This window comes from Micromonospora sagamiensis, assembly GCF_014680085.1.
In the GTDB taxonomy this organism is placed as follows: domain Bacteria; phylum Actinomycetota; class Actinomycetes; order Mycobacteriales; family Micromonosporaceae; genus Micromonospora; species Micromonospora inyonensis.
Map to the genome: position 1 here is coordinate 4890139 of NZ_AP023438.1, position 24392 is coordinate 4914530.

General features: G+C 73.8%; 22 protein-coding genes. 6 read left to right on the forward strand and 16 right to left on the reverse strand.

Annotation, left to right across the window (positions count from 1 at the left end; all coding sequences use genetic code 11):
• The first annotated feature begins 183 nt into the window (after nucleotides 1-183).
• Nucleotides 184-1209, forward strand: coding sequence for an ArsR family transcriptional regulator (locus IGA62_RS21630; protein WP_145819105.1), 1026 nt, complete (start codon nucleotides 184-186; stop codon nucleotides 1207-1209).
• On the opposite strand, the gene IGA62_RS21635 is transcribed toward IGA62_RS21630, so the two are convergent.
• On the reverse strand, nucleotides 1175-2458 hold the full coding sequence (locus tag IGA62_RS21635) for a cytochrome P450 (protein ID WP_186499971.1): 1284 nt from the start codon (nucleotides 2456-2458) through the stop codon (nucleotides 1175-1177). The two genes, IGA62_RS21630 and IGA62_RS21635, sit on opposite strands and share 35 nt — an antisense overlap.
• Before the next feature lie 310 nt (nucleotides 2459-2768).
• On the opposite strand from IGA62_RS21635, the gene IGA62_RS21640 reads away from it, so the two are divergent.
• The gene (locus tag IGA62_RS21640; RefSeq protein ID WP_186499969.1) at nucleotides 2769-3653 is read left to right on the forward strand and encodes a phenylalanine 4-monooxygenase; all 885 of its coding nucleotides are present in this window, start codon (nucleotides 2769-2771) and stop codon (nucleotides 3651-3653) included.
• A gap of 68 nt (nucleotides 3654-3721) precedes the next feature.
• On the opposite strand, the gene IGA62_RS21645 is transcribed toward IGA62_RS21640, so the two are convergent.
• The 8 genes from IGA62_RS21645 to IGA62_RS21680 are packed head-to-tail and all read right to left on the reverse strand — an operon-like array spanning nucleotide 3722 to nucleotide 14650.
• Nucleotides 3722-4666 carry an amidohydrolase family protein gene (locus IGA62_RS21645; protein ID WP_145819102.1) on the reverse strand — a complete coding sequence of 315 codons (945 nt, stop codon included), beginning with the start codon at nucleotides 4664-4666 and terminating at the stop codon, nucleotides 3722-3724.
• On the reverse strand, nucleotides 4663-4914 hold the full coding sequence (locus tag IGA62_RS21650; protein WP_145819101.1) for an acyl carrier protein: 252 nt from the start codon (nucleotides 4912-4914) through the stop codon (nucleotides 4663-4665). The genes IGA62_RS21645 and IGA62_RS21650 overlap by 4 nt, the downstream gene beginning before the upstream one ends.
• The gene (locus IGA62_RS21655; RefSeq protein WP_145819100.1) at nucleotides 4911-5855 is read right to left on the reverse strand and encodes an amidohydrolase family protein; all 945 of its coding nucleotides are present in this window, start codon (nucleotides 5853-5855) and stop codon (nucleotides 4911-4913) included. The genes IGA62_RS21650 and IGA62_RS21655 overlap by 4 nt, the downstream gene beginning before the upstream one ends.
• A complete protein-coding gene (locus tag IGA62_RS21660) occupies nucleotides 5852-7333 on the reverse strand; it encodes an AMP-binding protein (protein WP_145819099.1) in 1482 nt (493 codons plus the stop codon). The genes IGA62_RS21655 and IGA62_RS21660 overlap by 4 nt, the downstream gene beginning before the upstream one ends.
• Before the next feature lie 2 nt (nucleotides 7334-7335).
• Complete coding sequence (locus tag IGA62_RS21665) at nucleotides 7336-9039, reverse strand: aspartate aminotransferase family protein (protein ID WP_145819098.1); 1704 nt, start codon at nucleotides 9037-9039, stop codon at nucleotides 7336-7338.
• Between the two features lie 22 nt (nucleotides 9040-9061).
• Complete coding sequence (locus IGA62_RS21670) at nucleotides 9062-9706, reverse strand: GNAT family N-acetyltransferase (protein WP_145819097.1); 645 nt, start codon at nucleotides 9704-9706, stop codon at nucleotides 9062-9064.
• Entirely contained in the window at nucleotides 9703-10641 is a 939-nt protein-coding gene (locus tag IGA62_RS21675; protein WP_145819096.1) for a fatty acid desaturase family protein, read from the reverse strand. The genes IGA62_RS21670 and IGA62_RS21675 overlap by 4 nt, the downstream gene beginning before the upstream one ends.
• Nucleotides 10625-14650 (reverse strand): non-ribosomal peptide synthetase, encoded by a 4026-nt coding sequence (locus IGA62_RS21680; RefSeq protein ID WP_186499967.1) that lies wholly within the window; start codon nucleotides 14648-14650, stop codon nucleotides 10625-10627. The genes IGA62_RS21675 and IGA62_RS21680 overlap by 17 nt, the downstream gene beginning before the upstream one ends.
• 536 nt (nucleotides 14651-15186) lie before the next feature.
• Here IGA62_RS21680 and IGA62_RS21685 point away from each other — a divergent pair.
• Nucleotides 15187-16194, forward strand: a complete 1008-nt coding sequence (locus IGA62_RS21685) for an ISAzo13-like element transposase-related protein (RefSeq protein WP_186499965.1) — start codon at nucleotides 15187-15189, stop codon at nucleotides 16192-16194.
• A gap of 84 nt (nucleotides 16195-16278) precedes the next feature.
• Nucleotides 16279-16764 carry a type II toxin-antitoxin system PemK/MazF family toxin gene (locus IGA62_RS21690; protein WP_145819093.1) on the forward strand — a complete coding sequence of 162 codons (486 nt, stop codon included), beginning with the start codon at nucleotides 16279-16281 and terminating at the stop codon, nucleotides 16762-16764.
• Nucleotides 16765-16810: 46 nt separating this feature from the next.
• Here IGA62_RS21690 and IGA62_RS21695 read toward each other — a convergent pair whose 3' ends face one another.
• The 4 genes from IGA62_RS21695 to IGA62_RS21710 are packed head-to-tail and all read right to left on the reverse strand — an operon-like array spanning nucleotide 16811 to nucleotide 20110.
• Nucleotides 16811-17326 carry a 2'-5' RNA ligase family protein gene (locus tag IGA62_RS21695; protein ID WP_145819092.1) on the reverse strand — a complete coding sequence of 172 codons (516 nt, stop codon included), beginning with the start codon at nucleotides 17324-17326 and terminating at the stop codon, nucleotides 16811-16813.
• A 22-nt stretch (nucleotides 17327-17348) separates the two neighbouring features.
• Nucleotides 17349-18398: an NAD(P)-dependent alcohol dehydrogenase gene (locus tag IGA62_RS21700; protein WP_145819091.1), complete on the reverse strand. Its 1050-nt coding sequence runs from the start codon at nucleotides 18396-18398 to the stop codon at nucleotides 17349-17351.
• A gap of 55 nt (nucleotides 18399-18453) precedes the next feature.
• Nucleotides 18454-19182, reverse strand: coding sequence for a Pr6Pr family membrane protein (locus IGA62_RS21705; RefSeq protein WP_186499963.1), 729 nt, complete (start codon nucleotides 19180-19182; stop codon nucleotides 18454-18456).
• Nucleotides 19183-19213: 31 nt separating this feature from the next.
• Nucleotides 19214-20110 (reverse strand): hypothetical protein, encoded by an 897-nt coding sequence (locus IGA62_RS21710; protein ID WP_145819090.1) that lies wholly within the window; start codon nucleotides 20108-20110, stop codon nucleotides 19214-19216.
• Between the two features lie 228 nt (nucleotides 20111-20338).
• Between IGA62_RS21710 and IGA62_RS21715 the strand changes: the two genes are divergently transcribed.
• On the forward strand, nucleotides 20339-20599 hold the full coding sequence (locus IGA62_RS21715; protein ID WP_145819089.1) for a hypothetical protein: 261 nt from the start codon (nucleotides 20339-20341) through the stop codon (nucleotides 20597-20599).
• Nucleotides 20600-20666: 67 nt separating this feature from the next.
• Here IGA62_RS21715 and IGA62_RS21720 read toward each other — a convergent pair whose 3' ends face one another.
• Nucleotides 20667-21173, reverse strand: coding sequence for a DinB family protein (locus IGA62_RS21720; protein WP_145819088.1), 507 nt, complete (start codon nucleotides 21171-21173; stop codon nucleotides 20667-20669).
• 128 nt (nucleotides 21174-21301) lie between these two features.
• Here IGA62_RS21720 and IGA62_RS21725 point away from each other — a divergent pair, with 128 nt between their 5' ends.
• Nucleotides 21302-22207 carry a DUF72 domain-containing protein gene (locus tag IGA62_RS21725; protein WP_145819087.1) on the forward strand — a complete coding sequence of 302 codons (906 nt, stop codon included), beginning with the start codon at nucleotides 21302-21304 and terminating at the stop codon, nucleotides 22205-22207.
• A gap of 129 nt (nucleotides 22208-22336) precedes the next feature.
• On the opposite strand, the gene IGA62_RS21730 is transcribed toward IGA62_RS21725, so the two are convergent.
• Both IGA62_RS21730 and IGA62_RS21735 read right to left on the reverse strand, forming a co-directional pair.
• Complete coding sequence (locus tag IGA62_RS21730) at nucleotides 22337-22975, reverse strand: hypothetical protein (RefSeq protein WP_232624730.1); 639 nt, start codon at nucleotides 22973-22975, stop codon at nucleotides 22337-22339.
• 81 nt (nucleotides 22976-23056) lie between these two features.
• Nucleotides 23057-24274 (reverse strand): glycosyltransferase, encoded by a 1218-nt coding sequence (locus IGA62_RS21735; RefSeq protein ID WP_145819086.1) that lies wholly within the window; start codon nucleotides 24272-24274, stop codon nucleotides 23057-23059.
• Nucleotides 24275-24392: the final 118 nt, after the last annotated feature.

Below are 24392 nucleotides of genomic sequence, written 5' to 3' on the forward strand. Positions count from 1 at the left end.
TTTCACGGGTCGACCGGCCATGGGGGGACGCCGAAGGGGCCGCCGGTGCTTTTCCGGATTCCCCACCGTCCTCGTCGGACAGTTGTCCGCCGGGACGTCGCGCGTGCCCACCCAACCGGTGTACGTATTGACAAACCTTGCTAGATTTCGTTCGTTGTCCAATCGCGGGGAGGTTGATTTCTGGTGTTCCGGGAGCCGATTGCGGAAATCGCTGAGCTGTTCCACGTCTATCAGTCCGGGCTGGTTTTCCACGCGCTCTGCGCGGTCGCCAGACTGGAGATTCCGGACCGGCTCGCGGACGGTCCCCGGCCGGTGTCCGACCTGGCGGCCGAGGTGGCCGCCGACCCGGACGCGCTGCGCCGGGTGCTGCGCCTGCTCGACGGCCACGAGATCGTCGTGCACCACCGTGAGACGGACCGGGTGTGGCTCACCGACCGGGGCGAGCTGCTCCGGCGGGACCATCCGATGTCCGTCTGGGCCACCTTCGCCACGCTCGGGATCTCCGACGTGGCGCACCGGCTGGTCGACACCGTCCGCACCGGCCGCCCCGCCGTCCCCGGGGTGCTGGGCACCGGGTTCTGGGAGTACCTGGCGGACCGTCCCGACCAGCAGGCGGTGTTCAGCCAGGCGATGGCGGAGCAGGCCCGACTGCTCTCGCTGCCGTGCGTACCGCTGCTGGACTGGCCCGACGGCGGCACGGTGGTGGACGTCGGCGGCGGCAGCGGGGTGCTGCTGGCCGCGGTGCTCGACGCCGGGCCCGGGCTGAAGGGGATCCTGCTGGACCAGCCGCAGGTGCTGCCCCGGGCGGTGGACCGGTTCCGGGAGCGCGGGCTGGCCGACCGGAGCGAGACCCGGCCGCACGACCTCTTCGCGCCGGTGCCGGCCGGCGACGTGTACCTGCTCTCCCGGGTCCTGCACGACTGGGACGACGACGAGGTGGTCCGGATCCTCGGCGCGGTCGCCCGGGGCGCGTCCCCGGGCGCGCGGCTGCGGATCTTCGAGGACCTGATCCCCGAGTCGGGGCCGCTGGCGGCGACCCAGGCCTGGTCGGACGTGGTGATGATGGTGCTGTACCCGGGGGCGCGGGAACGGACCCTCGGGCAGTACCGGGCGCTGCTGGAGCGGGCGGGTTGGGTGTTCGGGCGGACCGTGGCCGGTCCACCCGGGATGCACGTCATCGAGGCGTCCCGGAGTGCCGGGGCCCGGTGAGCGGGTCGGCCCCGGCCGCCGTGCCGGCCGGGGTCAGTGCCAGGTCGAGGCGGCGGAGGCCGTTGAGGAAGTTCGACGGCTGGCGGACGACCGCACCGGCGACCTCGAACGCCTCGACCCGCCGGGCCAGGGTCTCCAGCAGGCAGCGCAGCTCCAGCCGGGCGAGGGCCGCCCCGATGCAGTAGTGCGGCCCTCCACCGAACCCGAGGTGGGGGTTGGGCCACCGGTCGAGGAGGAACCGCCCCGGCTCGGCGAAGACGGTGTCGTCGGCGTTGCAGGAGGGGAACCACACCACCACCCGGTCGCCGGCCCGGATCGTGGCGTCGCCCAGGGTGGCGTCCACGGTGGCGGTCCGCATCGCGTGCATCGGCGGTGAGGTGTAGCGGAGGATCTCCTCGACCGCCCGGTCGGCCAGCTCCGGGGTGTGGCGCAGCCGCCGCCAGGTGTCCGGGTGCCGGGCGAAGGCGAGCATCGCGCCGGAGGCGGCGTGCGGGGTCGTCTCCAACCCGCCGTTCATCAGGCCGTCGCAGTTGAGGACGATCTCCTCGTCCGTCAGCGGTCGGCCGTCCACCACGGCCTGCGCCAGCGCGCTCACCATGTCGTCGCCCGGCGCGGCGCGCCGCCGGTCGAGCAGGTCACCGAAGTACAGGAAGACCTCGGTGTGCGCCTCGGTCCGGGCCGCCGCCGCCTCCGGGCCGCGCTCGTCGTCGTCGAAGGCCCGTAGGGTCAGCCCGACCAGGTGGTCCCAGTCGGCGGCCGGCACCCCCATCATGCCGAGCAGCGCCCACGCCGGCAGGAGCGCGGTCAGCTCACCCACCACGTCGAACGGGGTGCCCCGGTCGAGCAGTTCCGCCAGGCGCGCGTCGAGCAGGCGGAGCAGGTCGGCGCGGAGCCCGGCCAGTGCCCGGGGCGTGAACCATGCCGAGTGGGCGGTCCGCAGCCGGCGGTGCGCGGTACCGTCGGCGACCACCAGCATCCGTCCGGCGGCGGCGCGGACGGCCTGCGGACTGCTGCCCAGGCGCATGCCGAGGGTCGAGGTGAACTCGGTGGGCCGCCGGAGCAGTTCGCTGCCCGCCCGGTGGCCGGTGACCGACCAGAAGCCGCCGTCGGCCGACTCCTGCCAGGCGACCGGATGCCGGCTGCGGGCCTGCCGCCAGACCTCCAGGTGCCGGTCGGTGGTGAACAGGTGGGGATCGGTCGGGTCGAAGTCCGATCCGCCGGCGGTGAACACGGGAGTACGGGTCAGCACGGTCCCTCCGATCGAGACGCGGAATGGCCGGAACGGTGGCGCCACAAATGGGCAGCGTGTGTCGCCCGCCGCCGGTTTCCAGCTCATTCCGGAGCGTTTTCCACTACTTATTTACTGGCACTCAACTATGTGGACGTCTGGGTTATGCTCGGTTCATGTGACCACCCGTGAAATTGTGCGGACGAGGTCGTACCGGGCTGGTGCGGAAATGCCGCCGCCCGATCCGATGGCAACGCGGGACCGGCCGGAGGGTGTGGCACCACGCCGGTCTCTCGACGCGCGTGAGCCGGGCGTGGGGGAGGAATCGACGATGTTCAAGGAAGCGACGTTGTACTCGCCGGTGATCCGGACGGAGAACGGCACGGTCTCCGTGGTGTTCGCCGATGGACACCCGGGCCGGGACGACCCGGCGTACCAACGGCACCGGGCGCGGATCGCGAAGGCCGCCCTGGACCACGTGCCCGGCGGCCCGGTCGCCGACGTGGAGTACACCGAACAGGAGCACGAGCTGTGGCGGATCGTCGGCCCGGAGCTGCGGGAGCGGCACCAGCGGTACGCCTGCCGGGAGTTCCTCGACGGCGTACGCCGACTCGACCTGCCGACCGACCGGCTGCCCCAGCTCGGGGCGGCCTCGGCGCGCCTGACCGCGCTGACCGGGTTCCGTTTCCGGCCGGCCGCCGGCATCGTCGAGATGCGCGACTTCTACGGTTCGCTCGCCGACGGGCTGTTCCAGGCGACCCAGTACATCCGGCACTGCTCGACGCCCCGGTTCTCCCCGGAGCCGGACATGATCCACGAGGTGGTCGGGCACGGCAGCGCGCTGGCCAGTGACCGGCTCGCGGCGATCTACCGGCGGGTGGGGGCGGCGGCCCGGCGGCTGGAGAGCCACGAGGCGCTGTCCGTGCTCTCCCGGGTCTTCTGGTTCACCCTCGAGTACGGACTGGTCCGCGAGGACGGCGAGGTGCGCGCCTGCGGGGCGAGCCTGCTCTCCTCGATCGGTGAACTGGACCAGTTCCGCACGGCGGCCCAGATCCGGCCGCTGGACGCGGCGGCGATGGGCGCCCAGCGGTACCGGGTCGAGGACTACCAGCCCGTGCTGTTCTGCGCGGAGTCCTTCGACCACCTGGAGGAGTTCCTGGACCGGTTCCTCGACGAGATCGTCCGGGGACAGTACGCCGGGGTGCCCGGGGCCTGACGGCGTCGGGGGCGCACCTGCCGGGCCCGGCCCGGCCGCCACCCGCCGCCGCGGGACGGCCGGGCGGGTCACGGTCCCGCCCCGGCCCGCGCCGGCCGGTCCGCCGGTGCGAGCACCCGCAGCAGGTTTCCGCCGAGCAGCAGGTCCCGGTCGCCCCGGGACACCCCGGCGAAGACCTCGGACCCGTCGCACACCTCGGCGAGCAGCCGGGGCAGCCCGCCGGTGAGCTGGTTCAGCGGCCAGTCCGTACCAAAAATGATCTTGTGGTTGACGCCCAGCCGGAACAGCTGGTTCAACCGCTGCGGCCAGCCCGTGCCGGGCGAGCCGGCGAAGCCGCCGGTGTCGAGGTAGACGTTGCGCCGGTACAGGGCCAGGTACGAGGTGATGTCGACGTGGCTGACCCCGCCGTGGCCGAGCACGAAGACCAGGTCCGGGAAGTCCCGGGCCGCCTGGTCGACCAGGAGCGGGTGGGCGGGGTTGAAGCTCAGGCTCCGCCCGGTCGGTCCGGTGTGCACGAAGACCGGCATCGACCGGGCCCGGCACTCCTCGTAGTACGGGTAGAGCGCCCGGTCCGACGGTGAGTAGCCGCAGGGCGGGTAGAGCTTCATCCCCTCGAAGCCGTACCGGTCCACCAGGTCGGCGAACTCGCGCGCCCCCGCCTCGCCCCGGCGCGGGTCCGCGCCGAGGTAGACCCGGAACCGACCGGGATGCCGGGTCCGGATCCCGTGGTGTCGCCGGGCCATCTCCGCCAGGGACAGCGGGGTCGACATCACCAGCCCGAAGTCCGGGACGAGCAGCACCGCCGTGGACACCCCCGCCGCGTCCATCTCGGCCACCAGCCGGTCGGCGTGGTGGTCCTGGTGCTGTGCGACGTACCGCTCGACCAGGGTGGCCAGCGGCGGTGCGGTGGTGACCGCGCTGAGCCCCCGGTGCATGCCCGCCGCGACGTCGGTGAGGAAGGCCCGGGGGATGAAGTCGGTGGAGGCGACGTGGCAGTGGCCGTCGTGGATCATCGTCCGAGGCAGTGGTCGAGCAGGGTGCGGATCGACGCGTTCGGTCCCGGCACGAAGCTGGTGAAGTCGAACCGGAGGTCGAACCGCTCCTCCAGGAACGACACGAAGGCGACCATGCCCATCGAGTCGAGCAGGCCCTTGGCCAGCAGGGGGGTGTCGGCGTCCAGGTCGACCGGGAGGTCACCCTCGTTCCACTCCCGGACCCACTCGATCGCTTCCTCCTGCAACACGGTCGCGTCGACACTCACTGGTGGCCTCCCGGGGTGGTGGCGGCGACCGGGTCGCCGGCCAGGCGAAGGATGGTCTCTCCCATGATCATTCTTTGGTGGGAGGGACGGACGCCGGCGAAGACGCCGTCCGAGGTGAAGGCGGCCAGCACCGCCGGCAGGGTCGTCGACATCCGGTACGACGGCCAGCAGGTGCCGAACACGATCTTGTGGTTGATGCCGCTGCGGAACAGTCGGTTCAGGTGCGCCACCCAGCCGTCGGCGGCCAGCATCGACGGGAACTGGCTGACGTCCAGATGGACGTTGGGCCGGTGGGCGCACAGGTACGAGGCCTCCTCCACGTGGGTCACCCCGCCGTGGCCGAGGACGAAGTTCACCCCCGGGAAGTCCCGGGCCGCCTGGTCGACCAGCAGCGGTGGGCCGTAGGTGAAGTCCAGCGGCGCCCAGCCCGGACCGGTGTGGGTCAGCACCGGCAGCCCGCGCGCCGCGCAGATCTCGTAGTACGGGTAGAGCCGCCGGTCGCTGGGGGAGTAGCCGGCCGGCGGGTAGAGCTTCAGCCCGGCGAAGCCGTACCCGGTCACCGTCCGCTCGAACTCCTCCGGCCCGGCCGCCCCGGCGCGCGGGTCCACGCCCCAGAACACCCGGAACCGGCCCGGGTGCCGGCGGCAGACCCGGTCGTGCAGGCGGGCCAGCTCGTCCGGGGGCGTGGCCCGGGGTGAGACGTGCGAGAAGTCGGCGGCCACCAGGAACGCCACATCCACCCCGGCGGCGTCCAGCTCGGCGACCAGGCGGTCTGCGTCGTGGTCGGAGTGGATGGCCAGCAGCCGTTCGGTCACCGCCGCGCGGTTCCCGCCCCGCCCGTGCGCGGCCAGTCGGTGGTGGATGTTCGCGGCCTGCTCCTCCAGGTACTCCCGGGGGATGACCCGGTCGCTGGCCAGCACCACGTGCCCGTCGACGATCATGCGGAACCCGCCTGGGCGGGAGCGTCGACCGCGACGCGGGCCGAGTCGGCCGGCTCGTCCGCCCCGACGTGGTCGGCGAACCAGTCCGCCGCCGCGGTGCGGCTGAGCTTCAGGTTGGCGGTCAGGAAGCGGGGGTCCCCGCGCAGCGGCGTGGCGCTGAACGCCACGGCGGCGAGGCGTTCGTGGCTCGGCAGGCCGGTGTTGACCCGCTCGACGCCGTCCCGCACGGCGGTCCGCTGCTCGGGGGAGTCGGCCGTCGGGGTGACGATCGCGCCGAGCCGGTGCGACCGGGTCGGCACCACGATCAGGTCGGCCACCCCGGGTACGCCGGTGAAGCGGGCCTCGATCTCGGCCGGGTGCACCTTCCGGCCGTTGCCGAGGGTGATCACGTCCTTCTTCCGCCCGACGAGGGTGAGGAAGCCGTCGGAGTCCAGCCGGCCGTAGTCGCCGGTGACGATCGTGCCGTCCGGGCGGAAGGTCTCGCCGGCCACCTCCGCCGGCACGTCGAAGTAGCCGAGGCTCAACGGGGCCGGTCGCCGGATCAGCAGTTCACCGTCGGGCAGGAACTCCACCGCGTCCGGGTCGATGAGGCGGCCGACCGTGCCGAGCCGGTGCGCGTCGGCGGTGTTCCAGGCGATCATGCCGCTCTCGGTCATCCCGTACGCCTCCAGCAGGCGGACCCCGCCGGCCCAGAACGCGTCCAGGGTGGCCCGGGAGATCGGGGCCATGCCGGTGATCATGAAGCGCATCCGGCCGCCCAGGAACTCGGGCAACGGCGTGCCGGCCGCACTCCGCGCGTGCAGTTGCCGGGCCGCGTCGTAGAAGACCGGCGGGGCGATGACGAAGGTCGGCTGCTCCTGCCGGATCGCCGTGAAGACCCGCTGGTACGGCGCGAGCACCAGGTCGGCCCCCACCCACAGGCAGCAGTAGACGGAGAGCCGCTGCTGGTAGTTGGCCAACGGCAGGAAGATCAGGTGGCGGTCGGCCGGGGTGACCGCGAAGGCGTCCACGAACCGGCTGATCACGTACTCGGTGCCGGCCCGGCTGATCCGCAGTCCCTTCAGCGTGCCGGAGGTGCCCGAGGAGTAGACCAGGCTGTGCAGGTCCGGCGGGATCTCGCCGACCGGGTGCGGCCGGCGGCCGGTCGGGTGTACCCGGTCGCCGTCGACCAGCAGGGCCAGCCCGTGCCGGTCGGCGAACCCCGCGTCGATCGTGGTCTCGTCGCCGAACGCCTGGAGCACCGCGCCGCGCGCCAGCACCGCCAGGTCCCACACCACCCAGTCGATGCTGTTGCCGGCCCGGATGCCGACCACGTCACCGGGGCCCACCCCGGCGGCACGCAGTCGCCCGACCCGCTCGTCCACGGCCTCGGCCAGCTCGGCGTGGGTCAGTTCCCGCCGCTGCCCAGCGGCGTCGATCTCCACGATCCGCGCGGTGCGCCGATCGCGGTACCGGTCGGTGAGGTCTGCCAGGTTCATGGTCAAGTCCTTGCCATCTCGTCGGCCAGTCGGGCGAGCAGGGCGTCGAGCCGGTCGCTGACGAACGGCCCGAGCTGTCCGGCCAGCAGCGGCTCGTACGGCCCGGAGCCGGTGTCCCAGTCGATGCGGACCTCGACCGCGCTGCGCCGGTCGTCACCGTCGACCGGGCGGACCCGGACGGTGCGGTCCAGCCGTCGCCAGAGCCAGTCGGGGACGGCCGAGGCGGTCACGCCCTCCGGGGTACGGGTGACCCGGTCGGCCCAGACCACCCGGTCGTGCCCGAGCGTCCCGGCGAACTCCGGCTCCAGCCCGTCGTCGCTCGGGGCCAACCCGGCCGGGTCCAGCGCGAACGGATCCAGCAGGTGGGGCTGCCGGTGCAGCAGGTCGCGCAGCTCGGCGCAGGGCAGCGGCAGCAGCGCCGTGCGGGTGACGGGCGAGCAGGGCACCGCCGGTCGCCCGGTCGGGTCGTCCTGCCGGGCGTCCACCTCGGTCAGCACCCGTTCCAGCACGTCCAGCCCGTACGCCAGGTCGGCCGGGGAGATGACCATCGGCGGCTGCACCCGCAGCACCCGGTTGTGGTAGAGCGAGTACGTCGACGTCACCCCGTGCCGCAGCAGCAGCGCGAGCACCATCCCACCGAGCGTCTCGTCGTGGAACTCCAGGCCGTGCATCATGCCGATGCCCCGGTGCGCGGCGAGCAGCCGGGGGAAGCGGGCCACCAGGGCGGGCAGGCGGGTGCCGAGCGTCTCGGTGTGCGCGGCCACCGTCCGGCCGAACGACTCCTCGGTGGCGATCTCGATGGCGGCCAGCCCCACCCGGCAGCAGAGCGGGTTGCCGCCCAGGCTGGAACCGAAGGTGGACGGGAGCGCCCGCAGGCTGGTCCACACCGCCTCGGTGCCGAGCACCGCCGACAGGGGGACCACCCCGCCGCCGAACGCCTTGCCCACGCAGACCAGGTCGGGGGTGACCCCGAACCGGTCGAAGGCGAAGAAGGGCCCGCAGCGGCCGAAGGCGGTCTGCATCTCGTCGAGGATCAGCAGGGCTCCCCGCTCGGTGCAGATCCGCCGCACCCCGGCCAGGTAGTCCTCGTCGGGGACGACCACGCCCCCCTCGGCCTGCACCGGCTCCAGCAGCACCGCCGCGGTGTCGCCGTCCACCGCGCGGTCCAGCGCGGCCAGGTCGTTGAAGGGCACCTGCCGGAACCGCTCCAGGAACGGGCGGTACAGGGCGGCGTGCTCGGGCCGGTTGGCGGCGCTGAGCGCGGCGAAGGTCTTGCCGTGGAAGCAGTCGAGGGCGCTGACGAACGTGGTCCGGCCGGTGGCGGCGCGGGCCAGCTTGAGCGCGTTGTCGATGCTCTCCCCGCCCCCGTTGGCCAGATAGGCGTACGGGAGCCGGCCGCCGGTCAGCTCGGCCAGCCGGGCGGTCAGCCGGATCTGCTCCTCCTCGAAGAGGATCTTCGTGCTGTTCAGCCGGCCGGAGGCCAGCTGCTCGGCGACGGCGGCCACGATCCGCTCGTGCGAGTAGCCGAACGACTGGTTGCCGTACTGGTCGAACAGGGCCAGCAGGTCCCGGCCGTCGCCGTCGGTCACGTGCGCGCCGGAGCCGGGACCCTGCACGCCGCAGCCCATGACGAAAGACATCGTCGAGTAGGTCGGATGGTTGTGGGCCGCCTTCGCCTCGGCCAGCTCCTGACGACGTGTTCGCACCCTCGTCTCCTCCCGCCCGGGGTCACCGGGCACTGGCGTACGCGTGGTAGTCGGCGAAGAAGAACTGCAACAGGCGGCTGCGCCGCCCCTCGGGCGTGCGGGACCGGGCCACCGCGTCCGGTACGTCCAGGTAGGCCACCAGGCTCAGCGGCCCCCCGGCGAACCGTTCGTCGAGGTACGGCTCGCCGAGCGGCACGAAGCCGATCTCCAGGTAGAAGTCCCGGAGCTGGCCGGAGTTCTCGTCGACGAAGAAGTCCCCGATGATGTGGGTGGCGCCGAAGCGCCGGACGCTGTGCACCAGTGCCTCGCGCATCAGCGCCAGCCCGACCGAGCGGCTGCGGATCGCCGGCAGGGTCATCAGGTGCCCGAACTCGACCAGCCGGTTGCCCGGTCGCAGCGCGGTCAGGTCGACCACGTCCTCGCAGGGCAGCCCGGCCGCCTGGTCGGGGATGACCTTGACCGTGCCGACCGGCTCGTCGCCGTCGAGGGCGAGGATGTAGTGGGCGTACGGGTCGAAGCGGTCGAAGGTCTGCTCGGTGTCGGCGGCGTCGTGCAGCCGCCCCTGGTCCTGGACGTAGACCGCGTCCCGCAGCCGCAGCACCGCCGCCCGGTCCGCCGTCGACTCGGCCAGCCGGAACACCATCCCGGTGGTGGACGGGGCGCTCACCGGCGCACCAACGTCCGGAAGAAGTCCACGTACCCGGGGTGGAAGTGGTGCAGCTGGTGCCGCACCTGCTGGTGCAGCTCGGGCAGGCGTTCGATCGGCAGGTTCGGCATCAGGTGGTGCTCGACGTGGAAGTTGTTGCCGTTGGTGAACCACGTCATCAGCCGGTTCGACCGGATCGTGCGGGTGTTGGCGAACGGGTCGCGGTCCAGGGTGGCGCACCGGAAGTGCTCCGGCAGCTCGACCAACGCGTGCACCGGCCCGGCGACCAGCAGCAGCGGGGCCAGCCAGCACCACACCACCAGGGCCTCGCCGAGCAGCACCGAGCCGAGGGTCGCGGCGGCGAGCACGGCGAGGACGAGCCGGTGCTCTGCCCGGATCCGGCGGGAGGTGGTGGCGGTCTCCCCGGGGTGGTCCGCACCGCGCAGCGCCCGTCCGGCGTCGACCAGGAACAGCCCGTAGTGGTGCAGCATCGTGAAGCGCACCGTCCAGTCCCAGGCGGTCCGCAGCCGGGACCGGGGGCGGTCGGTGCCGTACTGGTCGCCGTAGTCGAAGAACTCCCGGTTCTCCGGGGTGCCCAGGTCGCGGTGGTGCCGCAGGTGGGTGGCCCGGTACGCGGAGAACGAGATCAGCATCGGCAGTCCCAGCAGGACGCCGACCAGCCGGTTCGCCCGCGCGTGGCGGAATCCCAGCCCGTGCAGCGTCTGGTGCTGCAACTCGGCGGCGTGGGCGAACATGCAGCCCGACACCACCACGCCCAGCACCCGCAGGGTGATCTCCGGGCGGGCCGCCAGCACCCCGCCGGCAACGGTCAGCAGGGCCCAGAGCGTCAGCTTCGACGCGAAGGACCGGTCGTCGACCTCGGTGCGCAGATGCCGGGCGGCGTTGCGGACGTCCGCCCGGGTGGCGCGCGCGGTGGCCTCATCGGTGGGTTTCACGGGTACCCGTCTCCTCCTGCGGTCGCTCGGTGGCCACGGTGTCGGGTGGTGCCGGCTCCCCGGGCGCGGTGCCGTCCGCCGCTGTCGGGCCGGCCGGGTCGAGGGCCACCGCCAGCGCGGTGGCGAGGGCGCTCACCGGGTCGGGGCCCAGCGGATCCGCGCCGTCGACGTCGAGCAGCCGCTCGCGGACCCGACCCGTCACGTACTTGCCCCAGTCCGGCACGGTCGGCGGCTGCCCCGCCCCGTCCGAGCGGGTGGCGAGGACCAGCGGGTCCCCGACGAACCGGCCGGGCGTGAACTCGTGCGCCAGGTGGCTGAGCCGGGCGAGGGCGTCGGCCTGGTCGCGTACCGCCGTCTCGTCGACCCCGGTCAGCCCGCCGCCCCGGGCGTGCAGCAGACCGGCCACGGTGGCGGCGTCCGGCGGGCCCGACGCGGGGCGCGGTACGCCGTACAGGTCGAGGACGCCGAGCAGCGCCTCCCGATCGGTCAGTGGCGGCGACGGATGCGTCTCGTCCGGCGGGAAGCTGTCCAGCAGCGCCAGCAACCCGACCTCCGCGCCGGCCGCCTGCAACGCCACCGCCACCTGGTACGCCAGGTAGCCGCCGGTCCCGCAGCCGAGCAGGTGGTACGGGCCCTCGGGCCGGACCTCGCGGATCCGGGCCACGTACCCGGCGACCAGTTCCTCGAAGCCGGCCGAGCCGGTCACCCCGCCCTGGAGGCCGTACGCGGGAACCTCGGCGGGCAGCCGGGCGACCAGGCGCAGCCAGGGCCAGCTCCGGCCGTCCGGCAGCGGCAGGCAGAACAGCGGCGGCCGGCTGCCGGTGCGCCGCAGCGGCACGGCGGCGACCGGGCCGGTGGCGGCCACCGGTGGGGGACCGATCCGGGCGGCGAGCGCCGACACGGTCGGATGGCGGAACAGGTCGCGTACCGACAGGTGGACGTCGAGCAGGGTCCGCGCCCGGCCCAGCAGGCGGGTGGCGGAGAGCGAGTGTCCACCGAGGTCGAAGAAACTGTCGTCGGCGCCGACGGCCGGCACGCCCAGCAACTCGGCGAAGAGCGCGGCCAGCACCTCCTCCGCGTCGGTCCGGCGGGTCGTCCGGCCGCCGGTCGCGTCCGACGGGGGCGTCGCGGCGTACGGGTCGGGCAGGGCCCCCCGGTCGAGCTTGCCGCTGGCCGTGCGGGGCAGCTCGTCGACCGGCACCACGATCCCGGGGACCAGATGGGCGGGGAGCGCCTCGGCCAGCCCGGCGCGGATCCGGGCCGGGTCGACCGCGCTCTCCGGGGCCGGCACCACGTACCCGACGAGCTGCCGGCCCCCGGCGCCGTCGTCGCGGACCGTGGCCGCGGCCCGGACCACCCCGGGCTGCCGGACCAGCGCGGCCTCGACCTCACCCAGCTCGATCCGGAAGCCCCGGATCTTCACCTGGTCGTCGTCGCGTCCGACGAAGACCAACTCGCCGTCGGCGGTCCACCGGGCCAGGTCGCCGCTGCGGTACATCCGCGCCTCGCCGTCGTCGTCGGCGGCGAACGGGTCCGGCAGGAAGCGCTCCTCGGTGAGCGCCCGGTTGCCCCGGTAACCCAGCGAGACCCCCGCGCCGCCGATGTGCAGTTCACCGACCGCGCCCGTGGGCACCAGCCGCCGGTGCGCGTCGAGCAGGTAGACCCGGACGTTGCGCAGCGGGGTCCCGATCGGTGGGGCGGCGGCCCGGTCCCCGGTGAGCTGGCCGCTCATCGCGGTCGAGACCGTCGCCTCGGTCGGCCCGTACCCGTTGATCAGCCGGCAGACCGGCGCGAACCGTTCGACCACCGTCGGCGCGGACAGTTCTCCGACGATCGACACGGTGGTGCCCGGGGGAAGGTCCTGCCCGGACAGCACGTCGAGCACGGACGGGGCGAGGACGAGGTCGTTGACCTGCCGTTCCCGGATGAGCCGGGTCAGCTCGGGGCCGGGCGTCAACCGTTCGGCCGGGGCGAGGACGAGGGTGCCACCGTTCAGCACCGACTGCGTCATCTCGCCGACGAAGGCGTCGAAGCTGGCGGAGGCGAACTGGAGGGTCCGGGTGCCCGGACCGGAGCCCAGCCGGTCCACCATGGCCGCGGTCAGGTTGACCACCCCCCGGTGGCGGACCACCACGCCCTTCGGGGTGCCGGTGGAACCGGAGGTGTAGATCAGGTACGCCGGCTGCCAGGGGGAGGTGGGCAGGGTCCGTTCCCGGTCGGAGAGCGGACCGGCGTCGAGAGTGGCCAGTCGCGCGGTCAGCTCCGGATCGTCGACGAGCAGCCGTCGTACCGGCAGGTGGTCGCCGAGCGCCGTGGTCTCCCGGGACAGCAGCAGCAGGCTCGGCTCCGCGTCGTCGACCATGAACGACAGCCGGGCGAGCGGGTAGGCGGGGTCGAGGGAGAGGAAGGCCGCCCCGGACTTCAGCACCGCCAGCGCGGCGGTGACCAGCGTCACGGACCGGGGGAGCGCGAACGCCACCACCTGACCCGGACCGACGCCCCGGTCGACCAGGTGCCGGGCCAGCCGGTTGGCCCGCCGGTCCAGCTCGCGGAAGCTCACCGGGGTGCCGTCGTCGTCGAGAGCGGGGGAGTCCGGGGTCCGTTCCGCCCACTGCTCGACGAGTTGGTGCATGCCGACCGGCGGGATGTCCCGGACCGGCCCCCGGCCCCAGCCGAGGAGGCGCTCCCGTTCCCCGGCGTCCACCAGGGGCAGGTCGTCGACCGCGGTGCCGGGCTCCGCCGACGTCGCCGCCTCCAGGAAGAAGAGGAACCGCCGCAGGTGCGCGTCGAGTTCCGCGGGCGGGTGGGCGACGGAGTCGGCGTCGAGGAGCAGTTCGGTGTCCCCGTCGGGCAGTTGGAAGAAGACGAGGGAGACGTCGTCGACGTCCGGCAGCGAGAGGGTGCGCACCGTGGCGGGATGTCCGGCGAAGTGGAGCGGGGCGGTCGAGCCCATGACGTTGACCACCGCCCCCCAGAAGGGCCGCCCCTGCCCGGTCCGGCCCAGGTCGCGACCGAGCATGGCGGCGGGGTAGCGGCTGTGCAGCAGGCCGGCCCGCAGTTCCGCGCCCACCCCGGCGAGGAGGGCGGCCAGGCTGGTGCCGGCCGGCATCCGGACCCGCAGCGGCATGGCGTTCGTGGTCATGCCGGGCACGTCGCGTTCCGCGCGGCTCATCCGGCCGGTGACCGGAAGCCCGAGCAGCACGTCGGTGCCGCCGGTCATCCGCCCGACGTAGGCCGCCGCGACCCCGACGGCGAATTCCGACCAGCCGACCCCGAACCGCCCGGCGGCGGCCCGCATCCGCTCGGTCAGGGCGACGCCGAGGTTGGCCCGGCGACGGATCACCGGTCCGCCGCGCCGGCCGTGCCGTCCGGCGAGCCGGGTCGGCTCCGGCCGGTCCGCCAGCCGGTCCAGCCAGTGCCGACGGTCCCGTTCCACCCGGTCGGAGGCGAGGTACGCGGCCTCGCCGTCGCCGAGGATCCGCAGCGGCGGGGGCGGTGGCGGCGGGGCCTGTCCGGTCATCAGGGCGGTGTACGTCGCCGCCGTCCGGCGGTGCAGCTGGGCGATGCTCCAGCCGTCGACCATCAGGTGGTGCACCCGCCGGTAGAGCACGAAGTGTTCCGGGGCCAACCGGATCAGCGCGGTGGTGCAGAGCCCCGTGCCGAGCCGGTCGACCGGGGCCGCCATGTCGGCGGTCGTCCAGGCGTCCGCCGCCGCTTCCGGGTCGGCCTCCGCGCTGACGTCGACCAGGTGCAGCGGCGAGGAGGCGTCCGGGTCGACGTGCTGTACGGGCCCCGCGGCGGTGACCGCGAACCGGAGGCGGAGCGCCTCGCAGTCCCGTTCCACCTGGTGGTGGGCGGCGGTCATGGTGGCGGGGTCGACCGGGCCGTGGATGTCGACCCGGTCGGTGATGCTCCAGGACGCCCCGGTCGGGTCCAGTGACTCGGCGTACCAGATCCCGGACTGGGCACCCAGCAGCGGCCAGTTCGGTCTGTCGTGGTCGAACAACACTGACGCCTCCAACCGGCTCTTGTGTTCCCCCGAGTTCGCGCCGCGCAGATCCAATGAGGTAGCACGACTTTCCCATGGCCGCCAAATACCTATTTTCTCGCGCGACCACTTGTGGTTCCACATGTTGATCCGGCCCCGCCGCAACAGCAGGTAGCGCGATTCGAGTTGCGTGTGGCTTGAGTCGTAGACGCGTTTCGCGAGGAAATAACTACGTGGCAGTTGGCGGCTGTGTGTGGTTGGTTCGGCCCGGCTCGCCTCGGCTCGCCGGGCGGTCGGGTCGAGGGGGTACGGGCCTCCTTGCTGCGCTGAGCTGCGGAGCCGGTGTGGTCGGTGCGGTCGGGCCGGAATGAGGCACTGCGACCCGTGTCGATGGGTGTCAGACGCGTCACGATGTGCGCGGTTGGTGGCGAGAATGGGCGCGAGACTGTGCAGAAATTCACCACAAGCTATCTCGTGCGGTGGTTTGAGATGCGTATACTCGTCAAGTCATGGGGACGAACGGGGATGGCGTAAAGGGTTTTGCCGAAGAGTTCCGAATGCTCGAACCGCATCTCGACGAGCGGCAGCGCCGGCTGGTGCTCGCGGCCCGCGCCCGGTCGCTGGGGCGGGGTGGGATCAGCCGGATCGCACTCGCCGCCGGGGTGCATCCGAGCACCGTCTCGAAGGGGATCGAGGAGCTCGAGTCCCCGGGGGCGCGGCCGGCACGCGTGCGGCGTCCGGGTGGGGGGCGGAAGCGACTCACCGAGACCGATCCCGGCCTGATGACCGACCTGCTCGGGCTGATGGAACCCCGCCACCAGCCGCGTCCGGTGCTCCAGTGGACCACCCGCTCGACCCGGCGGCTCGCCGAGGAACTGTCCGGACTGGGGCACCGGGTCTCGGCCTGGTCGGTGAGCCGGCTGCTGCGGGAGGCCGGCTTCCGGCTGTCGACCAGCTCCCGTCCGCTCCTCGCCGGCCAGCAACTCGACCGGGACGCCCAGTTCCACCGGGTCAACGACCACGTGCAACGGTGCGTCCTCGCCGGGCAACCGGTGATCGTGCTCAGCCTGCGCCGCCGGCAACAGGCGGACGCGGCCGGAGCCGGCGGGCCGGCGGTCGCCGACACCCCGACGGCCGACCCGGGCGCGGCCGGTCCCGCCGGCGAGGGCGACTGGACCGACCAGCCCGTCGACCGGGACACCTGGGCGGTGGCGCTGGCCACCGTCAGCAGCTGGTGGGCGGAGTCCAGTCAGCAGGCCCGCCAGCTGCTGATCGTCGCGGACTCCGCGGGTGGGGGCGGCAGGTCCTGGCGGTCCGGGCTGGCCCGCTTCGCCGCGCGGATCGGGGTCACCATCACCGTGTGCCACCTGCCCTCGAACACCATGCGCTGGAACCGGGGGGAGGACCGGGTCCGCTCGAACGTCCTGCTCCGGCTCCCCGGTTCCGTGCCCGCTCGGCACGAGGTGGAGATGCGGGTGCTCGCCGAGTCGCGGGACGGGGCCGGCCCCGCGCTGATCCCCCCGCCGCCCGGACCGAGCTCCTGGAACTACCTGGTGACCCCCTGACGACCACGGTCCGCGCCGGGCGTTCCCGCCGACGGCGTGGTCGCCACCCAGCGGGGTTGGCGGCCGGCGGCTAGGCTTCCGGCCGTGGCGGGACTCTTCAGAAGCGTGGCGGCACGGGTCGGTCGGGTCGTCCGGAGCGGTGCCGGAACCCCGGCGCACATCCCCGCCCAGGTCGCCCGAGGGCGCCAGGCGGCGGCCCTGCGTCGGCGGCACCTCGTCTACGCGCCCGAACCGGACGGTCGGGCCGACCCTGGCGAGATCGTCTGGACCTGGGTGGCCTACGAGGACGACCCCCGTCAGGGCAAGGACCGGCCGGTGCTGGTGGTCGGCCGGGAGAGCCGGACGCTGTTCGGGCTCATGCTCTCCAGCCAGAGCGACCGCGACGGCCAGCGCCACTGGTTCCCCCTCGGCCCGGGCGCGTGGGACCGGGACAGCCGGCCGAGCTGGGTACGGCTCGACCGGGTGCTCACCATGCGGGAGGACGGCATCCGGCGGGAGGGGGCGGTGCTGGACCGGACCCGGTTCGACCGGGTCGCCGCGGTCCTGCGGGCGGAGTACGGCTGGACCTGAGTCCGCCGTCACCCGCCCCCGCCGGCCCGTACCGGGGTGGAGACGGTCAGGACAGGGGGTGGGCGATGCCCCGGGCGTGGTCGGTCACCGCCGCGCCGACCACCCGGGCCTCGATCGGCAGCACCTCCAGGCAGCGGCGGACGGCGGCAGCCATCAGCGCGTTGGGCACCCGCATCGAGAGCGTGCAGTGCGGCACCCAGCGGCCCGGCTGGTAGTGCTCGGAGAGGCCCACCCCGGCCCGGGTGAGCCGGGCGTGCACCTCGGCGTGGTGGGCGAGCAGTTCCGCCGTCGGCGTCGGGCCGAGCCAGAGCACCCGTCCGACGAACTGCCCGGCGTGCAGGAACGACAGCCGCAGCGGCGCGGCCACCGTCATCCCGGCCAGTGCCCCGGCGACGCGCTCCGGGTCCAGGCGGGGCGCCACCGCCAGGGAGACGTGCGGCCGGTGGCGTTGGTCGAGCAGGTACCGGAGGCTCTGCACCCCCTCCGCCTCCAACGCCTCCCACAGCACCCGGATCCGCCGGGTGGCGTCGGTGTCGAGATACAACTCCAGCGCGGCGACCACCGGCCCACCCTAGGGCAGGCGGTCAGGGCACGATCACCGCCCGTCCCGCCACCTTCCCCTCCCGCAACCGGTGGTAGACGTCGACCGCCTCGTCCAGCCCGAACGTGCTGGTCTTCGGCCGGACCAGCCCTCGGACCCCGAGGTCGAGCACCTCGCTCAGCTCCGGCCGGCTCCCCCAGTACGTGGTCTGGATGCTCAGTTCGTACGGCACCGAGAAGAAGGAGACCGGCAGCGTGCCGCCGCCGATGCCGACGACGGTCAGGTCACCCAGGGTGCGGGCGCTGGCCGCACCCAGCCTGAGGGTCGCGTCGACCCCGACGAAGTCGAGCACCACGTCCACGCCCCGGTCTCGGGGAGTGGCCGCGCGGATCTCGGCCACCGGGTCCGACTCCGAGCGCAGGGTCAGGTCGGCCCCACACTCGCGGGCCAGGGCGAGCGCCTCGTCCCGGGTGTCCACCGCGATCACCCGTGCCGCGGTGGTGGCCTTGAGGATCTGCACGCCCACGTGGCCGAGACCGCCCACCCCGATCACCAGGGCGGTGCTGCCCGGCGGCAGCTTGGCCCAGGAGCGGCGCACCGCGTGGTACGGGGTGAGGCCGGCGTCGGTCAGCGGAGCGGCCTGCACCGGATCCATCCCGTCGGGCAGCGGGACGACGTGCCGGGCGGACGGTACGAGCAGGTACTCGGCCATGCCCCCGTCCAGCCCCAGGCCGCCGCCCCCGCCGGGCACCGGCGCACCGGCGGGGTTCTCGCAGTAGGTGTCGACACCCACCCGGCACCGTGCGCAGGTGCCGCAGCCCCAGGGCCCGTAGACGGCGACCGGCTGCCCCACCTCCAGCCCGGTGACACCGGCGCCGAGGGCGTGCACCCACCCCGCGTTCTCGTGCCCCAGGGTGAACGGCGGGTTCCACGGCACCGTGCCCGCCTCGAAGTCGTGCATCAGGTGCAGGTCGGAGTGGCAGGCGCCGGCCGCCCCGACCCTGATCACCACCTGGCCAGGTCCCGGAGTCGGCTCGTCCACCTCGACGAGTTCCGGCTCACTCTTCCAGTCCGGCAGTCGCAGCGCGCGCATGGTCGTCGCCCTTCGTCGTGGTCGCCCGCCCCGACTACCCGGCCTCGACGGGAACTCACCCGTCCCGGGTGACGCCCTGCGCGGATGCCGCCGTTCCGGATGTCTCCGCCGTCTGGTTCGGGGCCGGTTGCGCCGGGATGGCCGGTACCGGAGGCCGCGCGCGGCGGGCCAGGACCCGGTCCACCCCCACGAAGACCAGGCCGAGCAGCCAGAACACCACCGCGAAGCCCAGCGCGCTCACGGTCACCCCGGCGTAGCCGAGCTGACCGGCGTCCACGAACGGATACGGGTAGGAGTCCACCAGGACCCCTCTGACCAGCGCGAACCCGAGGTATGCCAGGGGGAAGGCGAGCCACCAGGCCGCGTACCGGGGGCGCAGCCGGCCCCGGCGGTCGAAGAACGCCCAGTCCGCCACCGCGAGCAGCGGGACCACGGTGTGCAGGAACTGGTTGCCGGCCGCGTCGGCCAGGGTGCGGTCCGGCTGCGGCATCGCGAACGGGCTGGCCGGGTTGGCCAGGACCAGGTGGTAGACCACCCCGGTGATGGTGATGTACAGGGTGACCGCGCCCCTGAGCGCCGACGGCGGGTCGGGCAATCCCCGCCAGGCCCGGGTGGCGGTATAGCCGGCAAGCAGCCCGACCGCGAGGTTGCTCTGGATGGTGAAGTACGGCAGCAGGCCGGTCACCGTGGCCGGACCGACGGCGGTGAGCACGATCCCGGCCAGTACGCAGCCGACGACCAACAGCCGGAGGACCAGCGCCGCCGGCCTACGCCGCAGAGTCATCCGCGCACGTTAACAGTCCTTCGCGGGCCCGTCACCGGCGAGCGGTGTCCCCGCCAGCCCCGGTGGGCTCCGGCAGGGCGTCCACCGGGGCTGGCGGGCCGGTCGTGTGGCCGGGCCGGCCCGGGAGGTCGTCCGTCGGCGGGGTGGACACCGTCGGCAGCGGGGTGGGCACCGTCGGCAGCGGGGTGGGCACCGTCAGTTGCCCGGTCGGCCTCGTCGACGGGACCGCTGGGCGCGTGGTCGGGGCCGCCGGAAGCGAGGGCGACGGGTGGGGCCGACCGGACGCCGGAGCGCCGGGACCGGTGGTCGGCCTGCCGGCCGGGGGTCCCGGCGTCCCGTTGCCGCCCAGCACCGTGTCGCACCAGGCGTCGACCCCGTCCCGCCCACCGGCGGCTCGGACCAGCGGGGCGAACGTCGGGTTCCGCAGCGTCCGCTCCGGGTCCGTGGCGCGCGCGTCCCGCCAGGCCCGGCACGAGTCGACCAGCTCCGGCGCCGGCGGCTTGCCGGTGGGTGACGTCCGGACCCGGCCCGGGTCGCTGCCGGGGGACGGTCCGTGCGTGGGAGCGGTCGTCGCCGGCGGTGCCGGACGCAGCGGATTGGGCACCACACCCTGTACCGTGGCGAGGGCCATGCCGCCGGTCGCGGCCACGGCCAGTGCGGCGATGGTCGTCTTCGCCGCCAGCAGACGGGCCAGGGTGCCCCGGAGGGCGGGATGCGGCGACGGTCGCCGCGCCGGTGTCAGTCGCGCGGTGTGGAACGCCCGCACCGCCAGGTGTTCGCCGCGCAGTTCCTCCGTCAGGGGAGCGGCGCGGACCGCGTCGAGCAGCCGGACGAGGTCGTCGGGCACCCGTCGGCGGTCGACGGCGGCACCGTCGAGCAGGCGCTCGACGGTATCCCGGTCGATCTGGTGCTGGTGGTGTGGGGTCATCTCGTGTCGATCAGCGCCGCCGGACCGTCCGGCGTCACACGGGACGTGCCGGTCTGCCGGGATGACCGACCGGAGGATCATCCTCCCGGTCCCCGGGACCGGTCCGGGATCATCCCTGGGGTCACCGGCAGAACGGACGGATCGACACCTCAAGGTCCAACCGGGACGGTAGTAGTCGACGGACCGATGGATGAGGCGTCACAGTTAGCGACAGGAGAACATGAAGGCATGAAGGTGCTCTTCCTCGGTGGTCCCTGGCACAACGAACGTCACGAGGTGACGCCCGCCCGGGCAGCCGCCGCCCTGCGGTCGCTCCCGGTCAGCTTCACCGTCCCGCTGCCCTCGGAGCGGACAGGTGACCTCGCGGAGGGGTTCCCGCCCTCCCGAGCCGATGGTCACGTGACGTACACCCGTCGCTACGCCCGTGCCGGCGGTGAGCGCCTGCCGGTCTACGTCGCACCGAACTACCAGGGCCCACCCCGCGCCTGACCCACCCCCCATCCCCCCCCACCCCCGTACCGACCCCGGGCCGAGGTGCCCGGGGCGTCGGGGCGGGTCAGCCCATGGTCTTCTGCCCGTCGAGCGCCTCCCGGATGATGTCCGCGTGCCCGGCGTGCTGGGCCGTCTCGGCGATGACGTGCAGCACCACCCGACGCACCGACCAGCGGGCGCCCGGCTCGAACCAGGGCGCCGACGGCAGCGGACGGGAGACGTCGAGGTCGACGGTGGCCAGCAGCTCGTCGGTGCGACGTGCGACCTCGGCGTACCGGTCGAGGAGACCGGCCAGGGTCTCCCCGTCGACCATGCGGAACTGCGTCGCCCAGGCGTCCGGATCGGCGTGCATCGCGGCCGGACCCTCGACCACGAAGCGCAGCCACCGTTCCTCGACCCCGGCGACGTGCTTGACCAGGCCGCCGAGGCACAGCTCGCTGACCGTCGTGCGGCGGGCGGCCTGCTCGTCGGTGAGCCCGTCGACGGTGCGCCGGAGGAAGCCGCGGTGCAGGGCCAGCGAGTGGAGGAGGTCGGCGCGCTCGCCGGTCGCCGGGATGTCGGAAACGGTCATGGGGGAGTCCTTCCGGGTCGTCCGATGCGGAGTCACGCTACGAGTCGCCCCCGACACTTTCCCGGCGGACGACCCGGTCGGGACGCCCCCCGGTTGCCGAATCCGGACACCGGGGGTGAACTGGACCCATGGGTGTGATCAAGGTAGGTACGTCGTCCTGGGCCGACCAGATGCTGCTGCGCTCCGGCTGGTACCCCCGCACCGCCCGGACCCCCGCGGCCCGGCTCGGTCACTACGCCGGCCGGTTCGGTCTGGTCGAGGTGGACACGTCCTACTACGCGGTGCCGACACCGGAGACCGCCGAGGGCTGGGCGGCGGCCACACCGGACGGCTTCACCTTCGACGTCAAGGCGTTCAGCCTGTTCACCGGACACCCGACCCCGGTCTCCGTGCTGCCCCGGGACCTGCGTCCGGCCGGTACCCGCCGGCAGGTACAGCGCCGCGACCTGCCGGACGGGGCGTACGACGAGCTGTGGGTGAGGTTCCACGCCGCGTTGGCCCCGCTCGCCGGGGCCGACCGGCTGGGCGCGGTGCTGTTGCAGTTCCCGCCGTGGTTCGCCCACGGTGAGGCGGCGAAACGGCGCGTCGCCGACCTCGCCGGGCGTTGCCGGCCCCACCGGGTCGCCGTCGAACTGCGCCACCACTCCTGGTTCGCCGAGCCCACCGTGCTGGACACCCTCGACCTGCTCCGGGAGCACGACCTGACCTTCGTCTGCGTCGACATGCCCCAGGGGTTCGCCTCGTCGGTCCCGCCCATCCTGACCGTCACCGCCGGGCTGGCGATGATCCGGTTCCACGGGCACAGCAGCGCCTGGGAGAGCGGCGACAAGCAGGAGAGGTTCCGCTACGCGTACGCCGAGGACGAGCTCGCGCACTGGGCGGGACTGCTGACCGAGCTGGCCGGGCAGGCCGACGAGCTGCACGTGCTGATGAACAACTGCTGTGGCGACCAGGCGCAGCGGGACGCCGCCCGGCTGGCCGACCTGCTGGGCGTGCCGGCGGGCGGACCGGTCCCGCTGCCCGCCCGCCGCTGACCGTCGACGCGCCGGGCCGGGGTGCCTGCAGGGGCCCCCTGCTCGACAGAAAGCGGTAACAGGGGGCCCCTGCTTCCACCCACGCGGCGACCCGCGACCGTAGTCGGTCGCGGGTCGCGCGGCCCGCCGTCAGCGGTGGGCCATCATGCGGTGCGTCCGGCCGTTCCCGTTCGTGCTGAGCATGCCCATGCCCATGCCCTTGCCCGCCCCGGTCATCATGCCGCCGGCGCGACCGAGGAAGCCCCGGAACACCTGGCCGGGCTTCTGCTGCTCACCGGCGTAGCTGGTGACCACGATCAGCGCCCCGGTGACGGCCGGGACGGCCCACTGGAGCACCTTCATCTGCCGTTGCGAGGTCGCGACCGCGCGCGGCGTGTCGGGCTGGGGTTCGGTGACCCCGGCCACCGGTGGATGCCCCGACTTCTCCAACCGCATGCCGAGCATCCGGCTGTACCCGGTGATGGCCAGGGCGGCGACGGTGAGTGCGGTCTTGATCGCGCTCATCCGGCCGACCCCGGACTGGGTGAGCACCCGTGGGCTCTCCGTCACCAGTTCGCCGACCGCGCCGGCGAGGTGGGTCCCGATGGCCGCCGCGTTGACCGGCGTCCACCGGGCCCAGCCCGCCGACGCCACCGGCAGCCGTTGGGTCTTGTCACTGATCTTCGCTGCCGCGCCGTTGACCCCGGTGGCGCCCATCAAGGAGCCGCCGAACCAGGCCGCCAGGCCGAGGTCGTGCATCGAGCGCAGTACGGTGTGTCGTTCGGACATCTGATCCCCTTCCGCCGTGTGGGCGCTGCGGCATACCCACCCCCCGGACGGCTATTCCCGACGACCGGTCGCCGGAGGTGGTCAGGCGACCGCCGGGGCCGGCCGGGCCACGCCGCTGACCGCGGTGTACACCGCTCCGAGCTGTTCGACGGCCCGCTTCCAGGAGTACCGGCTGCGGATCCGGTCCAGCGCCGCGGTGGCGTACGAGAACCGGCGGACGTTGTCCCGCAGCAGCCGGCGGATCGCCGTACCGAGTGCCCGGGGGTCGCGGGGCGGGACGAGGTCGCCGGTGAGCCCGTCGACCACGGAGTCGGTGATCCCGCCGACGGTGGTCCCGACCACGGGCACCCCGCAGGCCATGCCCTCCAGGGGGGTGAGGCCGAACGGCTCCTGCCAGCCAGCGGCGACGAGGATGTCGGCGGAGCGGTACCAGCGGCCCAGTTCCGGGCGCGGGACCGCGCCGACGAGGCGGACCCGCTCGGCCACGCCGCAGGCCGTGGCGAGGGCCCGCAGCCGGCGGGCCGTGCCGTCGGTGTGCAACAGGTCGGCGGGGGGACCGCCGACCACGACGCACTCCGCCTCCGGCACGCCCGGCAGCGCCCGTACCACGTCCGGCAGGCCCTGCGCGGCGACCAGCGGACCGACGGTGAGGATCCGTGGCCGGGCCGGGTCCCGGGGCGCGACCGGCCCGTCGGGGCGGAACAGCTCCTGGTCGACCCCGGTGGGAACCAGGGTCATCCGGGACCGGGGCACCCCCAGCCGGAGCAGTTCACCGACCTCGTCCTGGCACTGCACGACCACCCGGTCGACGGCCCGGCCGATGGCGCGTTCGTAGCCGATCCGCCCCGGTGGGCTGGTGTCCCGGTTGCCGAGCTGCCGGCGGGCCACCGTGCCGAGCCCGTGGTACGTCTGCACGACCGGCACCCCGGTCCTGCGGGCGGCGTGCAGGGTGGCCAGGCCGCTCATCCAGAAGTGCGCGTGCGCGACGTCGGGCAGCCAGTCCCCGTCCCGCCACGCTCCGGCGAGCCAGCGTCCGAACTCGCCGAGGTACGGCAGCAGCTCGTCCCGGGGCAGCCGCTCCGGCGGTCCGGCGGGCACGTGGCAGACCAGGTAGCCGTCCCCGGCGGGAACGGCGTCGGGCATCGCGGTGGAGTCCCGGCGGGTGTAGACCCGTACGTCGTGGCCCGCGTCGACGAGCGCGGCGGCCAGCTCCGCGACGTGCGTGTGCTGGCCGCCGGCATCGGGCTCGACGGGTAGGGCGAGCGGGCTGGCGTGCTCCGAGATCATCGCGATGCGCATGCTTCCTCCTCCATCAACCGGTCCCGTCGCCTTCGGGAACGGTCTGTCGAAACGTCTGGCGTGCCGTCCCGCGTCCGACGCGGGCCGGCGGAGCGCGTCCCGGTCGGCGGGTACCGAC

What these genes read in the sequence shown, in the direction of transcription:
- IGA62_RS21640 (WP_186499969.1), top strand. Translation starts at nt 2,769, where the DNA reads ATGTTCAAGGAAGCGACGTTGTACTCGCCGGTGATCCGGACGGAGAAC.
- IGA62_RS21645 (WP_145819102.1), bottom strand. Translation starts at nt 4,666, where the DNA reads ATGATCCACGACGGCCACTGCCACGTCGCCTCCACCGACTTCATCCCC.
- IGA62_RS21655 (WP_145819100.1), bottom strand. Translation starts at nt 5,855, where the DNA reads ATGATCGTCGACGGGCACGTGGTGCTGGCCAGCGACCGGGTCATCCCC.
- IGA62_RS21660 (WP_145819099.1), bottom strand. Translation starts at nt 7,333, where the DNA reads ATGAACCTGGCAGACCTCACCGACCGGTACCGCGATCGGCGCACCGCG.
- IGA62_RS21685 (WP_186499965.1), top strand. Translation starts at nt 15,187, where the DNA reads ATGCTCGAACCGCATCTCGACGAGCGGCAGCGCCGGCTGGTGCTCGCG.
- IGA62_RS21700 (WP_145819091.1), bottom strand. Translation starts at nt 18,398, where the DNA reads ATGCGCGCGCTGCGACTGCCGGACTGGAAGAGTGAGCCGGAACTCGTC.
- IGA62_RS21705 (WP_186499963.1), bottom strand. Translation starts at nt 19,182, where the DNA reads ATGACTCTGCGGCGTAGGCCGGCGGCGCTGGTCCTCCGGCTGTTGGTC.
- IGA62_RS21710 (WP_145819090.1), bottom strand. Translation starts at nt 20,110, where the DNA reads ATGACCCCACACCACCAGCACCAGATCGACCGGGATACCGTCGAGCGC.
- IGA62_RS21715 (WP_145819089.1), top strand. Translation starts at nt 20,339, where the DNA reads ATGAAGGTGCTCTTCCTCGGTGGTCCCTGGCACAACGAACGTCACGAG.
- IGA62_RS21720 (WP_145819088.1), bottom strand. Translation starts at nt 21,173, where the DNA reads ATGACCGTTTCCGACATCCCGGCGACCGGCGAGCGCGCCGACCTCCTC.
- IGA62_RS21725 (WP_145819087.1), top strand. Translation starts at nt 21,302, where the DNA reads ATGGGTGTGATCAAGGTAGGTACGTCGTCCTGGGCCGACCAGATGCTG.
- IGA62_RS21730 (WP_232624730.1), bottom strand. Translation starts at nt 22,975, where the DNA reads ATGTCCGAACGACACACCGTACTGCGCTCGATGCACGACCTCGGCCTG.
- IGA62_RS21735 (WP_145819086.1), bottom strand. Translation starts at nt 24,274, where the DNA reads ATGCGCATCGCGATGATCTCGGAGCACGCCAGCCCGCTCGCCCTACCC.